Genomic DNA, 14,011 nt, shown 5'->3' with positions numbered 1-14,011 from the left:
GCCCCGTGCGAGCGGGTTCTACCCGCGAAGGCCACACCGCGCAGTCATTGAAAAACCGCAGCGCGCTTTTCGCGGGTAGAACCCGCTCCCACCTAATTCGTAGCCCCCAGCACAAACGTACCAGCATGGCCTGGCGACACGGGCTACAGTAGGGCGATCATGCACAAGGACCGCCCGATGACCATCACCGTCAACACCGAATCCGCCGACAGCTTTCGCCACAGCCTGCAGATCGACGACCACGCCCTGTTCACCGACCTGCCCAAGGCCTTGGGCGGCGACGATTCAGCCCCCTCCCCCCACGACTATTTCGATGCCGCCCTGGGCGCCTGCAAGGCCCTGACCCTCAAGTACTACGCGCAGAAAAAAGGCATCCCGCTGACCGGCGTATCCGTGGACGTGCAGCGCGACGACAGCCAGGAGCAAAAGGGCCACTACGCGATCAACGTGATACTGACCCTCAAGGGCGTACTTACCGCAGAACAGCGCGCCGAACTGCACCGCGTGGCCGACCGCTGCCCCGTACACAAACTGATGACCACCACCGACGTGGCCATCACCACCACGCTGGCCGAAGGCGCCTTCAGCCAGTAACGGAGCCCATCATGCCGCACTTGGTGATCCGCCCACCCGCCGAAGACGTCGAAGGCCAGCCCATCCTGCGCCCACTGCCGTCGCGGCAATGCCGCGCCGTGGGGCCCTTCGTGTTTTTCGACCACATGCTCGCCACCGTCTATGCCCCCGGGCATGGCGTGAACATTCGCCAGCACCCGCACATCGGCCTGTCCACCCTCACCTACCTGTTCGAAGGCGAACTGCTGCACAAGGATAGCCTGGGTTCGGACCAGCGCGTAGCACCCGGCGAAGCCAGCTGGATGACCGCAGGCAAGGCCATTGCCCATGTGGAGCGCACACCGGACGATCTGCGCGCCAGCGGTTCACGCCTGCACGGCCTGCAGATATGGTTGGCATCGCCTGTGAGCGTCGAACAGGGCGACAGCCACTATCGCCATCACCTGGCAGGCGATCTGCCCGTCAGCGAGAGCCTGGGCGTTCGTATCCGCATGATCGCCGGGGAAGGCTTCTGCCTGACGTCGCCAGTGCCGGTTCTTTCCCCCACCCTGTACGCTGAAGTCCACATGGTGGCGGGCAGCACGCTACTGATTCCTGATGAACATCTGGAGCGGGCGCTGTATGTGCTGGAGGGTGATATGCAACTGCAAGACGAGGCGGTGCAGCCATTGACGCTGCTGGTGCTCGACGCCGGAGAACAACCGACGCTGGTGGCGCAGTCAGACTGCCATCTGATGCTGATCGGTGGCGCACCGCTGGATGGCCCGCGACGAATGAACTGGAATTTCGTCGCCAGCGACGTGGCCTTGATTGATCAGGCGCGGGCGAAATGGGCGGCCAGGGACTGGCCGACTGTGCCGGGCGAAACCGAAAGGATCGAATTGCCCTCAAGCCGCAGAAATTAGTGTGGGAGCGGGCTCTGCCCGCGAAGAAATCGCCACATTTCGTCAGACGGAACGCGGCGCGACATTCGCGGGCAAAGCCCACTCCCACAGGGCCTACCGCGTTACACCGCTGGTTTGAAGACTTCTTCCAGCAAGTTGTGCATGGCCGTGAACGCACGGTCTGCCACTACCTTGTTGTACATCTGCACGCCCGGGTTGTTGGCTTCCACGTCGGTGAACGAGTGGTACGCACCGCCGTAGCTGGTGAACTGCCAATCCACACCGGCAGCATTCATTTCTTCTTCAAACGCCGGCAGCTGCTCTTTCGGCACCAATGGGTCGCTGGCACCGTGCAGCACCAGCACCTTGCCCTTGATGTTCTTGCCATCGGCCGGGTTCGGGGTGTCCAGGGTACCGTGGAACGATACGGCAGCCTTCAGCGGCGCGCCGGTACGGGCCAGCTCCAGGGAGCAGCAACCGCCGAAGCAGAAACCGAAAGTAGCCAACTGGTCCTTGTCCACCGCAGCAGTGGTCTGGGCCTGCAACTGCTCGAACGCGACCTGCATGCGCTTGCGCAGTTCGGCACGGTCAGTCTTGAGCGGCATCATCGCCGCCAGGCATTCCTCGTTGCCTTTCGGGCGCACGGCCTGGCCGTACAGGTCGGCCAGCAGCACCACATAACCTTGGGCGGCGACGGACTGCGCGATACGCTCGGCGCCTTCGCTCACGCCTACCCAGTTAGGGGCCATCAGCAAGCCCGGGCGCGGGGATACCACCGCAGCGTCATACACCAGGCGGCTTTCATACGGCTTGCCATCGATCTGATAGACAACGGATTGAACGGTAACAGTCATGATGTTTCCCCAATACAAAGAGAGTAGGACTTAAACGCAAAAACCCGCCGAAGCGGGTTTTTGCTGCAACAGTTTAAACGGACAATTCAACCAGCAGCTTGTTCAGACGGCGCACGTAGGCGGCCGGGTCCTTCAGGCTGTCACCGGCAGCCAGGGCTGCCTGATCGAACAGGATGTGCGAGAAGTCGGCGAAACGGTCTTCGCTCTGCTCGTGATCCAGTTTCTCGATCAGCGGGTGAGAGGGGTTGAACTCGAAGATCGGCTTGGAATCCGGCACCTTCTGCCCGCTGGCTTCCAGGATCTGACGCATCTGCAGGCCCAGGTCCTGCTCACCGATAGCCAGGATCGCTGGCGAGTCGGTCAGGCGATGTGACACGCGCACTTCGCTGACGCTGTCGCCCAGCGCGGCTTTCAGGCGTTCGATCAGGCCTTCCTTATCCTTGGCCACTTCTTCCTGGGCTTTCTTGTCTTCTTCCGAATCCAGCTTGCCCAGGTCCAGGTCACCACGGGCCACGTCGACAAAACCCTTGCCGTCGAAGTCGGTCAGGTAGCTCATCAGCCACTCGTCGATACGGTCGGTCAGCAGCAGCACTTCGATGCCTTTCTTGCGGAAGACTTCCAAGTGCGGGCTGTTCTTGACCTGCGCGTAGGACTCACCGGTGAGGAAGTAGATCTTGTCCTGACCTTCCTTGGCGCGGGCCAGGTAGTCGGCCAGGGACACGGACTGCTCGCCGCTGTCGTCGTGGGTAGACGCAAAGCGCAGCAGCCCGGCGATTTTTTCCTTGTTGGCGAAGTCTTCCGCCGGACCTTCCTTGATGACCTGGCCGAAGTTCTTCCAGAAGCCCTTGTACTGCTCAGGCTCGTTCTTGGCCAGCTTCTCCAGCATGTCCAGTACGCGCTTGGTGAGGGCGGTTTTCATCGAATCGATGATCGGGTCTTTCTGCAGGATTTCCCGCGACACGTTCAGCGACAGGTCGTTGGAATCGACAACACCCTTGATGAAGCGCAGGTACAGCGGCAGGAACGACTCGGCCTGGTCCATCACGAACACGCGCTGCACGTAAAGCTTCAGGCCTTTTGGCGCCTCACGCTGGTACAGGTCGAAGGGCGCACGGGCCGGCACGTACAGCAGCGAGCTGTACTCCAGCTTGCCTTCGACCTTGTTGTGGCTCCAGCTCAGCGGGTTCTCGTAGTCGTGAGCGATGTGCTTGTAGAACTCCTGGTATTCCTCGTCCTTCACCTCGGTGCGCGGACGGGTCCACAGGGCGCTGGCACGGTTGACGGTTTCCCATTCAACGGCAGGCTTTTCCTCGCCTTCGGCCGCTTCCTGTTCTTTCGGCAACTCGATGGGCAGGGCAATGTGGTCGGAGTACTTCTTGATGATGTTGCGCAGGCGCCAGCCATCGGCGAACTCGGACTCGTCGGCCTTCAGGTGCAGCACGATGCGGGTACCGCGGTCGGCCTTGTCGACGTTGGCCACTTCGAAGTCGCCCTCGCCCTTGGAGGACCAGTGCACGCCTTCGCTGGCGGCGCTGCCGGCGCGACGGCTGTACACGTCAACCTGGTCGGCAACGATGAACGCGGAATAGAAGCCCACGCCGAACTGGCCGATCAGGTGCGAGTCTTTTTTCTGGTCACCCGTCAGGTTTTTCATGAAGTCGGCGGTGCCGGACTTGGCGATGGTACCCAGGTGGGTAATCACGTCGTCACGGTTCATGCCGATGCCGTTGTCTTCGAGGGTGACGGTCTTGGCGTCCTTGTCGAAGCTCACGCGAATCTTCAGCTCGGCGCCGCCTTCAAGCAGTTCGGGCTTGGACAATGCTTCGAAGCGCAGTTTGTCGACAGCGTCGGATGCGTTGGAGATCAATTCGCGAAGGAAAATTTCCTTGTTGGAATACAGCGAATGGATCATGAGGTGCAGCAGTTGCTTCACCTCGGTCTGGAAGCCCAGGGTTTCTTTTTGAGTTTCCACACTCATGGTCATCAAACTCCAATCAGATGGCAAAGGCCGCGGGCTCAAGCGCAGTTGCGGCGGGATGACAACGAGATGGGGGCACCGGCAGTGATTTCAAGGGGCCGTGCTTTCATCAATCTTGAAATGCGCTCGCGCGGTGGCGATGGGCTCTTGCGGATCGGCCTGCCAGGCCGTGATCGCCACATTGGTCACTCGCCGCCCCTGGCGCCATAGCTGGCAGCGGGCAAACGTATCGCGGTAGAGCCCGGCGCGCAGGTAGTCCACGGAAAAGTCGATAATCTTCGGCACCTGCTCAGTGCCCGTGAACAGAATCAACTGCAGGGCTGCGGCCAGCTCCATGAACCCGGCAATCACGCCGCCGTGGATGGCCGGCAACAAAGGGTTACCAATATTGTTGCGATTGGCCGGCAGGCAGAACAGCACGCCCTGCTCTTCGCGACGGCACTCAATGCCGATCAACGAGGCATAAGGGATCAATGCCAGCAGCGGCGCGTAATCGTTGCGTTCATGGGCCACCCGCAGTTGGTCGCGCAAAGCCTGGTCAATCATGGTCGGGCTCCCTGGCCAAGCGCGCCGGCGAATGCCGTGCCACCCTTGATGCCCTTGCCCAGGCGCATGAAAGTGCCCACCACCTGGGCGATGGGCTGCTCGGCACTGTCCTGGTAGGCAAAGCCGCGCGTGAAGATCACGTCACGCGTCACACGATAACATTCAGCGTAGCCATGGATCGCCTTGTGGGCCTGCGCCGGATGGATGTAGTCAATGCGCAGGTCCAGCGTGGGGCACACCTCGAAACTGGGTAGCACGCACAGCGTGGCGATACCGCAAGTGGTGTCCATCAAGGTGGTGACCGCCCCGCCATGTATGACGCCAGTCTGCGGGTTGCCAACGATGGCCGGCGAATACGGCAGCATCAGTGTCACGCCCTTTTCGTCGATAGCAGTGACACTCAGGCCAATGATCTGACAGTGCGGCAACGCGCTGATAAATCGGCGGGCTTGCTGTAACAACGGCGTTTCAGTCATATGACAAGGCCTTGGTTATTATTTTTCGAATCAGCACACTGTGAATAAAAAGTCTATACGGATCCAACACTTATATATCGCTGAGCGGTACGGAACTTACATTGCCGGTCAACGCTCGAAGGGAAAGTAGATATCTTCAATAAGGAGAAACACCCCATGCGTAAAACTTTAGCTTATGCCCTGATGCTGGCCGCTTCCCTTGGCCTGGCTGCCTGCGACAAGAAATCCGAGGACAAAGCCCAGGATGCGCAGCAACACGCCGAACAAGCACAACAGAAGATGGACGACGCTCAGGATAAAATGAACGACGCCGCTAAAGAAAACGCTGAAGCTGCCAAATCCAACGACGAAGCCAACCAGGAACGCGCCAAGGAAAACTCCGACGGTGCCTCCAACGTGCAGACTCCAGCACCTCAGGCAACCACACCGAGCGAACCTGCGAAAAACTGAGCCGCGTAAACCGCGTCAGTCAAAGCCCGGCCAATTGCCGGGCTTTTTTGTGGGCGCCTGCAAAAACTATTGGATGGTCGACAATACCCAGTACCGATAAACGGGGCTAAGCATTAACAACAGCGAACACACCAGTCCGATCATCCACACCAAAGAACGCTGGGAGGGTTTGTCGTACCAATACAGCGGCAAGTAAATGAGGCGACAGATGATGAAGATGATTGCCAGCAAATCAATGACCCAGCCTTGGGTCTGGGTGGTGTGGGCCATCAGCACCCCTACCGCGAACAGTATGAAGGCCTCGAAGCTGTTCTGGTGGGCCGCCACCGCCCGCGCGCCCTGCCCGGTGAGCTGCCCCTGCTGCGCGCGGGGCTGATGGTTGTTGTAGCCACCCTGCTCTTTCATGGCTTTGGTCACGGGTACGCGGGCCACGTAGATCAGGATGGCGGCGATAAAGACACACCAAAACGGGATACTCATGGGGGCAGCTTCCTTTTAAGGGTCGCGATGCGAACCGGTACAGGGGGTATAGCACGCGGTTACGACGTTGATCTGGCTTTGGCTTTGGCTTTTGGTCTTGCTCCCGTGCTTTTGATCTGGCCGGTACGCGGCGTTAGGGCGGTTGCGTGGGGCATGCCAAAACGAAAATGCCCCGCATCCGTCGATGCAGGGCATTTCAATATTGCATTGGCAGCTTGTGGCCGCCTGCAAAGGTCTGCTACCAGATATCAGGCAACCGCTTCGCGCGCCTTGCCCATCACCCGATCAACCACCACAGCAGCAGCCAAGGTAGCCACCGATGGCACCAGCCACGCCAGCCCCTGGTCGCTCAACGGCAGGTGAGCCAGCGACGCTGGCAGCCAGTCGGCGAAGCCGGCGCCCTTCAGAGCGTCAACCAGGCCGAAGATCAGCGAAACACCCATCACCGGCGCGAACACGCGAGTCGGCGAGGTGAAGAACTCCTTGCAGAAACTCAACGCCACCAACACGATGCACGGCGGGTAGATGGCCGTCAGCACCGGAATGGAGAAGGCAATCAGCTTGGTCAGGCCCAGGTTGGAGACCAACAGCGAGAAGCCGGCCAGCAGCACTACCAGGGCCTTGTAGGACAGAGGCAGGCACTTGCTGAAGTACTCGGCGCATGCGCAGGTCAGGCCTACCGCAGTGACCAGGCAGGCCAGGGAGATCAGCACAGCCAGGAAGCCACTGCCCAGCGAACCGAAGGTGTGCTGCACGTAGGCATGCAACACCATGGCGCCGTTGGTGGCATCGGCGGCGATGATATGGCTGCCTTCACCCAGGCGGAACAGGCTGACATACACCAGCGCCAGGCCAACGCCGGCGATCAGGCCGGCGATGATCGCGTAGCGGGTGATCAGCTTCGGCGACTCCACACCGCGCGAGCGGATGGCATTGACAATGACAATACCGAACACCAGGGCGCCCAGGGTATCCATGGTCAGGTAGCCGTTGATGAAGCCGTTGGAGAACGGTGCCGCCTGGTAGGCCGGTTGCGCGTCACCCACCGGGCCTGCCGGCAGCATGAACGCGGCGATGCCCAGCGCGGCCAGCGCGATGATCTTCAGCGGCGCCAGGAAACGGCCGACGGTATCGAGCAGCTTGCCCGGGTACATCGACACGGCCAGCACCACGACGAAGTACACCAGGCTGTAGCAGAACAACGCAGTCGGGCTGTCGCCGGTCAGGGGCGCCAGGCCCACTTCAAACGACACGGTGGCGGTACGCGGGGTAGCGAACAGCGGGCCCACGGCCAGGTAGCTGACCGCTGCCAGCAGGCCGCCAGCGACCTTGCCGATCGGGCTGCTGAGCGCGTCCATGCCGCCGCCGACTTTCGCCAGGGCAACCACGGTCACCACCGGCAAACCCACGGCGGTGATCAGGAAGCCAAAGGCGGCCATCCACGCATGCGGACCGGCCTGCAGGCCGACGATAGGCGGGAAGATGATGTTGCCAGCGCCCACGAACAACGCAAACGTCATGAAACCAAGTGCCAGAATGTCCTGGCCTTTCAACACTTTCATTAAGGAATCCACACTACTGAATCGGAATTTAGAGAGGGATCTCCCCATGGGTCAGGGAAATGCGGCCAGGCTGGATAAGCCGGGCCCTTTGCAGCGCGCAACCACCCCTTTTGGGGGCGAATCGCAGAATGGCGGATAGCGTATCGGATCTGGGCGATAAACGCACTGATATTGCACATACCGTCCGATGAACGCGCGGTAATGTCGCAGGAACGACCGTTTTTGCCGATTTATAAAGGTGAAACGTTTCTTCAGAAGCAGCTGACAGACACACCCTTGATCGGCCGATAGGCTTGCCGGCTTTCCCTTGAGGTTGAATGCGCCATGCACCCCGATGAGCCGAATCCCGCCACCCCAAGACTGAAAACGGCGCGCCTGCTGCTCACGCCCTTGCGCGAGCACGACGCCGATGCATTCCAGGCGCTGTTTGCGCATTGGCACATCGTCCGCCACCTGACTCACCACGTACCCTGGCCCTACCCTGCCGGCGAGGCGAAGCGCTTCATTGTGCAGGATGCGCTGCCCGCCATGGCCAGGGGCCAGGAATGGCACTGGAGCCTGCGCCTGCGCAGTGACCCGGCACAACTGATCGGCGGCATCTGCCTGATGGATGAAGAGGACGACAACCGTGGCTTCTGGCTGGGCCAGGCGTGGCAGCGCCAGAGGCTGATGAGTGAAGCGTGCCGCGCGGTAAACCGCTTCTGGTTCCAGACCCTGGGCCGCGAACGCCTGCGGGTGGCCAAATCGGCCGAATGCCTGGCCTCAAGGCGCCTGTCGGAACGCGAAGGCATGCACAAGGTGCTGGAGCGCCCGGCGATGTTCGTCAGCGGCCCGGCCGTCGAGCAGGTGTGGGAGCTGAGCCGCACCGCCTGGCTGGCACACCACGCGCCGCACATTACCTGACGCCCCGCGTTGCACCCGCTGCCGCCAGGCTGCGCTGGCCCTTGCGTGCGCTGTAGACCTTCAGCGAGGCATGGGGTCAGCGCAGCCTGCGACAACGGCTACAGCGGCACGCAGAAACGACAAAGGCCACCCGAAGGTGGCCTTTGCTGGTTCAGCGAATCAGGAAAGCCTTAGGCCTTCTTGATTTCCCAACCGGTCAGCTCGGCCAGGGCCTTGCCGATGTCGGCCAGCGAACGCACGGTTTTCACGCCAGCGTCTTGCAGGGCAGCGAATTTCTCGTCTGCAGTGCCTTTGCCGCCGGAGATGATTGCGCCTGCGTGGCCCATGCGCTTGCCTGGAGGGGCAGTCACACCAGCGATGTAGGAAACAACCGGCTTGGTCACGTGAGCCTTGATGTAGGCAGCCGCTTCTTCTTCAGCCGAACCGCCGATCTCGCCGATCATTACGATCGCCTCGGTCTTCGGGTCTTCCTGGAACAGCTTCAGGATGTCGATGAAGTTGGAGCCCGGGATCGGGTCACCGCCGATGCCGACGCAGGTCGACTGGCCGAAACCGGCGTCGGTGGTCTGCTTCACGGCTTCGTAGGTCAGGGTGCCGGAACGCGACACGATACCTACCTTGCCCGGCAAGTGGATGTGACCTGGCATGATGCCGATCTTGCACTCGCCCGGAGTGATGACGCCTGGGCAGTTCGGGCCGATCAGGGTAACACCCAGCTCGTCGCACTTGACCTTGGCATCCAGCATGTCCAGGGTAGGAATGCCTTCGGTGATGCAGATGATCAGCTTGATACCGCCGAACGCCGCTTCAAGGATGGAGTCCTTGCAGAACGGAGCCGGAACGTAGATCACGCTGGCGGTAGCGCCGGTGGCTTTGACTGCCTCGGCAACGGTGTTGAACACAGGCAGGTTCAGGTGAGTGGTACCACCCTTGCCCGGGGTCACGCCGCCAACCATCTTGGTGCCGTAGGCGATGGCTTGTTCGGAGTGGAAAGTACCCTGCGAGCCGGTGAAGCCCTGGCAGATGACTTTGGTATCTTTATTGATCAGGACGCTCATTACTTGCCCTCCGCAGCTTTAACGACTTGTTGAGCAGCGTCGGTCAGGCTGGTGGCCGCGATGATGTTCAGACCGCTTTCTGCCAGTACTTTGGCGCCCAGGTCAGCGTTGTTGCCTTCAAGGCGAACAACAACCGGGATTTTCACGCCGACTTCTTTCACGGCGCCAATGATGCCTTCGGCAATCATGTCGCAGCGAACGATGCCGCCGAAGATGTTGACCAGCACTGCGGCGACATTGGAGTCGGACAGGATGATCTTGAACGCTTCGGTCACGCGCTCTTTGGTAGCGCCGCCGCCCACGTCCAGGAAGTTGGCAGGCTTGCCGCCGTGCAGGTTGACGATGTCCATGGTACCCATGGCCAGGCCGGCACCGTTGACCATGCAGCCGATGTTGCCTTCCAGTGCCACGTAGTTCAGTTCGAACTTCGCTGCGTGGGCTTCACGGGCGTCGTCTTGCGACGGGTCGTGGAAAGTCTTCAGCTTGGGCTGACGGTACATGGCGTTGGCGTCGATGTTGATCTTGGCATCGAGGCAGTGCAGATCGCCGTCGGCCTTGATCACCAGCGGGTTGACTTCCAGCAGGGCCAGGTCGTGGTCCTGGAACAGCTTGGCCAGGCCAACGAAGATCTTGGCGAACTGGGCAACCTGCTTGCCTTCCAGACCCAGCTGGAATGCCAGGTCGCGACCCTGGAACGGCTGTGCGCCAACCAGTGGGTCGATGGTAGCTTTCAGAATCTTTTCAGGAGTGTCGTGAGCGATCTTCTCGATGTCGACGCCACCTTCGGTGGAAGCCATGAACACGATACGACGGCTGGAACGGTCAACGACTGCGCCCAGATACAGCTCTTTGGCGATATCGGTGCAGGATTCAACCAGGATCTTGGTAACAGGCTGGCCATTGGCGTCAGTCTGGTAAGTCACCAGGCGCTTGCCCAGCCATTGCTGTGCAAATGCCTTGGCGTCTTCTTTGCTGCGAACCAGCTTGACGCCGCCCGCTTTACCGCGACCACCGGCGTGGACCTGAGCCTTGACGACCCATTCGGTCCCGCCGATTTTCTCGCAAGCTTCTGCTGCTGCTTCCGGGGTGTCTACTGCGTAGCCCTTGGATACTGGCAGGCCGTATTCAGCGAACAGCTGCTTACCCTGATACTCGTGAAGATTCATGCTAATTACCGTCTTCGTTAGGTACTGCGCTTCGGCGCTGCGCTCTCATGGAGTGCCGCGCCACCTGTGACTGCTGCTCGAAGGGAGCCGAGGATGCGTGGTCCCTGGATGCCCTGCGAGGTGAGTCCGACGAACTTTCCGCGGTGAGTCGTTGCACGCAAGACTCACGACGGGCGGCCCGTCGTGGTTTCTTATTGTTTCACTTAACGCTTTTTACGGTTGGCAATGTGAATGGCACCGCCATTCACGGCCAGCGCTGCTTCGTGCAGTGCTTCGGACAGAGTCGGGTGGGAGAAAACCATCATCCCGAGGTCTTCGGCGCTGGTGCCGAATTCCATGCCGATTGCGCCTTGCTGAACCAGTTCTGCTGCGCTTGGGCCGATTACATGAACACCCAGTACGCGGTCAGTCTTGGCATCAGCGATAACTTTTACAAAACCGCCGGTATCGTTTGCTGCCATGGCACGGCCACTGGCGGCGAACGGGAAGGTGCCCACGTTAACTTCAACGCCTTCAGCCTTCAAGGCCTGTTCGGTTTTACCTACCCATGCGATTTCCGGGTGTGTGTAGATAACCGATGGGATCAGGTCGTAGTTCATCTGGGTCTTGTGGCCCTTGATGCGCTCGACAACCATGATGCCCTCTTCCGAGGCCTTGTGCGCCAGCATCATGCCACGTACCACGTCACCGATGGCGTAGACGCCCGGAACGCTGGTGGTGCAGTGATCGTCGACAAAAACGAAGCCGCGCTCGTCGATGTTCACGCCGCTGTCGGAGGCCAGCAGGTCGGTGGTCACCGGGCGACGGCCCACGGCCACGATCAGCTTGTCGAAGGTGATCTTCTGTTCGCCGTTGGCGTCGGTGTAGGTCACTTCGACTTCTTCGCCGTTGACCTTGGAACCAGTGACGCGAGCGCCCAGCTTGATGTCCAGACCTTGCTTGGTCAGGGTTTTGTAGGCTTCTTTCGAGACGGCGGCATCAGCGGCCATCAGGAAGGTGTCCAGGGCTTCCAGAACGGTAACCTGCGCGCCCAGGCGCGACCATACCGAACCCAGCTCCAGGCCGATAACGCCGGCACCAATCACGCCCAGGCGCTTTGGCACGGCCTGGAATTCCAGGGCGCCGGTGGAGTCGACGATGACATTGTTGTCGACCGGAGCCGGCGGAATGTCGATAGGACGCGAACCCGACGCCAGGATGACGTTCTCGGCCTCGATGACTTCGGTGGTGCCGTCAGGCTTGGTGACTTCGACTTTCTTGCCAGCCAGCAGCTTGCCGTGGCCCTGGATCGAAGTGACGCCGTTGGCCTTGAACAGGGTGGCAACGCCGGAGGTCAGGCCTTTGACGATGTTGGCCTTGCGGCCGACCATCGCCGACACGTCCATGGACACGCCGCTGTGGCTGATGCCGTGGATGGCAAAGCCGTCCTGGGCTTCGTGGAACTTCCAGGAGCTGTCCAGCAGTGCCTTGGACGGAATGCAGCCGACGTTCAGGCAGGTACCGCCCAAGGCCAGTTTGCCTTCCTTGTCGGTGTACTTCTCGATGCAGGCAGTCGAAAGACCGAGTTGTGCGGCCTTGATCGCAGCCACATAGCCGCCAGGGCCCGCACCAATCACTACCACGTCGAATTTCTGAGTCATAAATAGGTTCCTATTAGCTTCAAGCGTCAAGCTGCAAGCTGCAAGCTAGAGCCACACCGCGAACGGCCTGAGGGCGTTAGCTTACAGCTTTCAGCTGCTGTTCGGACTTTAAGCCGCGAGCTCCAAGCAAGGGCCACAACGCAACCGGCTTGCGGCTTGCGGCTTGTAGCTTGCAGCTCGCAGCTGCTTCATCAGATGTCCAGCAGCAGACGAGCCGGATCTTCCAGCAGATTCTTGATGGTCACCAGGAAGGTTACCGCTTCCTTGCCGTCGATCAGGCGGTGATCGTAGGACAGTGCCAGGTACATCATCGGGCGAATCACAACCTGGCCATTCACGGCCATCGGACGCTGGAGGATGTTGTGCATGCCCAGGATGGCTGCCTGTGGCGGGTTGACGATCGGGGTCGACATCATCGAACCGAAGGTACCGCCGTTGGTGATGGTGAAGGTACCACCGGTCATTTCTTCCATCGACAGCTTGCCGTCGCGGGCCTTCTTGCCGAAGGTGGCGATGCCGCCTTCAATTTCGGCCAGGCTCATGAGCTCGGCGTTACGCAGAACCGGTACCACCAGACCACGGTCGCTGGACACGGCAACGCCGACGTCGGCATAGCCGTGGTAGACGATGTCGGCACCGTCGATCGAGGCGTTGACGGCCGGGAAGCGTTTCAGCGCTTCGGTGGCAGCCTTGACGAAGAACGACATGAAGCCCAGGCGCACGCCGTTGTGGGACTTCTCGAACAGGTCCTTGTACTTCGAACGCAGGGCCATGACTTCGGTCATGTCGACTTCGTTGAAGGTAGTCAGCATGGCCATGTTCGACTGTGCTTCAACCAGACGCTCGGCAACCTTGGCACGCAGGCGGGTCATCGGCACGCGTTTTTCAACGCGATCACCGGCGGCTAGCACAGGGGCAGCAGCGGCAGCGGCAGGCTTGGCAGCTGGCGCGGCGGCAGGTGCGGACTTCTTGGCTTCGATGGCGGCAACCACGTCTTCCTTGGTCACGCGGCCGTCTTTGCCAGTGCCCTTGATGCTGCTCAGGGCAATGCCGTTTTCTTCGGCCAGCTTGCGGGCAGCCGGAGCGCCGATGGCGTCTTCGTCGCCAGCAGCAGCAGGGGCAGCAGCGGCAGCGGCAGGCGCGGCAACTGGAGCGGCGGCAGCGGCGCCGCCTTCAACGATGGAGCCCAGGATTTCGTCGGACAGCACGGTTTCGCCTTCGCCCTTGACGATGGCACCCAACACGCCATCAGCGGTGGCCAGTACTTCCAAAACTACTTTGTCGGTTTCGATGTCGACGATCAGTTCGTCGCGCTTGACCGCTTCGCCCGGTTGCTTGTGCCAGGTGGCAACGGTGCCATCGGCAACCGATTCCGGGAAAGTAGGGGCTTTGATCTCGATAGCCATTATCAGTGGTTCCTTAAATTCGGTTTCTTGTGCGC

Annotated in this window: 14 protein-coding genes; 4 read left to right on the top strand and 10 right to left on the bottom strand. The window is 60.7% G+C overall.

Going from position 1 to position 14,011, the window contains the following annotated elements; translation table 11 throughout:
• Positions 1 to 177: 177 nt before the first annotated feature.
• Together PMM47T1_RS19520 and PMM47T1_RS19515 are read left to right on the top strand one after the other, a co-directional pair.
• The gene (locus PMM47T1_RS19520) at positions 178 to 594 is read left to right on the top strand and encodes an OsmC family protein (RefSeq protein WP_043301270.1); all 417 of its coding nucleotides are present in this window, start codon (positions 178 to 180) and stop codon (positions 592 to 594) included.
• Positions 595 to 605: 11 nt separating this feature from the next.
• Positions 606 to 1,478 (top strand): pirin family protein, encoded by an 873-nt coding sequence (locus tag PMM47T1_RS19515; protein WP_008372108.1) that lies wholly within the window; start codon positions 606 to 608, stop codon positions 1,476 to 1,478.
• Between the two features lie 101 nt (positions 1,479 to 1,579).
• Here PMM47T1_RS19515 and PMM47T1_RS19510 read toward each other — a convergent pair whose 3' ends face one another.
• The 4 genes from PMM47T1_RS19510 to PMM47T1_RS19495 all read right to left on the bottom strand — a co-directional run bounded on the left by PMM47T1_RS19510 (position 1,580) and on the right by PMM47T1_RS19495 (position 5,311).
• Complete coding sequence (locus tag PMM47T1_RS19510) at positions 1,580 to 2,314, bottom strand: dienelactone hydrolase family protein (RefSeq protein WP_085989357.1); 735 nt, start codon at positions 2,312 to 2,314, stop codon at positions 1,580 to 1,582.
• A gap of 70 nt (positions 2,315 to 2,384) precedes the next feature.
• Positions 2,385 to 4,289: a molecular chaperone HtpG gene (gene htpG, locus PMM47T1_RS19505; RefSeq protein WP_008372105.1), complete on the bottom strand. Its 1,905-nt coding sequence runs from the start codon at positions 4,287 to 4,289 to the stop codon at positions 2,385 to 2,387.
• Between the two features lie 90 nt (positions 4,290 to 4,379).
• Positions 4,380 to 4,835, bottom strand: coding sequence for a PaaI family thioesterase (locus PMM47T1_RS19500; protein WP_008372103.1), 456 nt, complete (start codon positions 4,833 to 4,835; stop codon positions 4,380 to 4,382).
• The gene (locus tag PMM47T1_RS19495; RefSeq protein ID WP_008372099.1) at positions 4,832 to 5,311 is read right to left on the bottom strand and encodes a PaaI family thioesterase; all 480 of its coding nucleotides are present in this window, start codon (positions 5,309 to 5,311) and stop codon (positions 4,832 to 4,834) included. Before PMM47T1_RS19495 ends, PMM47T1_RS19500 begins: the two co-directional genes overlap by 4 nt.
• 156 nt (positions 5,312 to 5,467) lie before the next feature.
• On the opposite strand from PMM47T1_RS19495, the gene PMM47T1_RS19490 reads away from it, so the two are divergent.
• Positions 5,468 to 5,761, top strand: a complete 294-nt coding sequence (locus PMM47T1_RS19490; protein WP_008372097.1) for a hypothetical protein — start codon at positions 5,468 to 5,470, stop codon at positions 5,759 to 5,761.
• A 66-nt stretch (positions 5,762 to 5,827) separates the two neighbouring features.
• On the opposite strand, the gene PMM47T1_RS19485 is transcribed toward PMM47T1_RS19490, so the two are convergent.
• A complete protein-coding gene (locus PMM47T1_RS19485; protein ID WP_008372094.1) occupies positions 5,828 to 6,241 on the bottom strand; it encodes an MAPEG family protein in 414 nt (137 codons plus the stop codon).
• Positions 6,242 to 6,489: 248 nt separating this feature from the next.
• Positions 6,490 to 7,803 carry a branched-chain amino acid transport system II carrier protein gene (brnQ, locus tag PMM47T1_RS19480; protein ID WP_008372091.1) on the bottom strand — a complete coding sequence of 438 codons (1,314 nt, stop codon included), beginning with the start codon at positions 7,801 to 7,803 and terminating at the stop codon, positions 6,490 to 6,492.
• A gap of 324 nt (positions 7,804 to 8,127) precedes the next feature.
• Here brnQ and PMM47T1_RS19475 point away from each other — a divergent pair, with 324 nt between their 5' ends.
• A complete protein-coding gene (locus PMM47T1_RS19475) occupies positions 8,128 to 8,706 on the top strand; it encodes a GNAT family N-acetyltransferase (RefSeq protein WP_008372089.1) in 579 nt (192 codons plus the stop codon).
• A 170-nt stretch (positions 8,707 to 8,876) separates the two neighbouring features.
• Here the strand turns inward: PMM47T1_RS19475 and sucD are convergent, their stop codons facing one another.
• The 4 genes from sucD to odhB all read right to left on the bottom strand — a co-directional run bounded on the left by sucD (position 8,877) and on the right by odhB (position 13,976).
• Positions 8,877 to 9,764, bottom strand: a complete 888-nt coding sequence (gene sucD / locus PMM47T1_RS19470) for a succinate--CoA ligase subunit alpha (RefSeq protein ID WP_008372086.1) — start codon at positions 9,762 to 9,764, stop codon at positions 8,877 to 8,879.
• Complete coding sequence (gene sucC / locus PMM47T1_RS19465) at positions 9,764 to 10,930, bottom strand: ADP-forming succinate--CoA ligase subunit beta (RefSeq protein ID WP_008372085.1); 1,167 nt, start codon at positions 10,928 to 10,930, stop codon at positions 9,764 to 9,766. Before sucC ends, sucD begins: the two co-directional genes overlap by 1 nt.
• A 203-nt stretch (positions 10,931 to 11,133) precedes the next feature.
• Positions 11,134 to 12,570, bottom strand: a complete 1,437-nt coding sequence (lpdA, locus tag PMM47T1_RS19460; RefSeq protein ID WP_008372083.1) for a dihydrolipoyl dehydrogenase — start codon at positions 12,568 to 12,570, stop codon at positions 11,134 to 11,136.
• Between the two features lie 191 nt (positions 12,571 to 12,761).
• Positions 12,762 to 13,976 (bottom strand): 2-oxoglutarate dehydrogenase complex dihydrolipoyllysine-residue succinyltransferase, encoded by a 1,215-nt coding sequence (gene odhB / locus PMM47T1_RS19455; protein WP_008372081.1) that lies wholly within the window; start codon positions 13,974 to 13,976, stop codon positions 12,762 to 12,764.
• Positions 13,977 to 14,011 lie beyond the last annotated feature (35 nt).

This window comes from Pseudomonas sp. M47T1 (assembly GCF_000263855.1).
Taxonomy (GTDB): domain Bacteria; phylum Pseudomonadota; class Gammaproteobacteria; order Pseudomonadales; family Pseudomonadaceae; genus Aquipseudomonas.
Note: the sequence above shows the minus strand (reverse complement) of the source record. Positions and strands in the feature narration are given on the sequence as shown.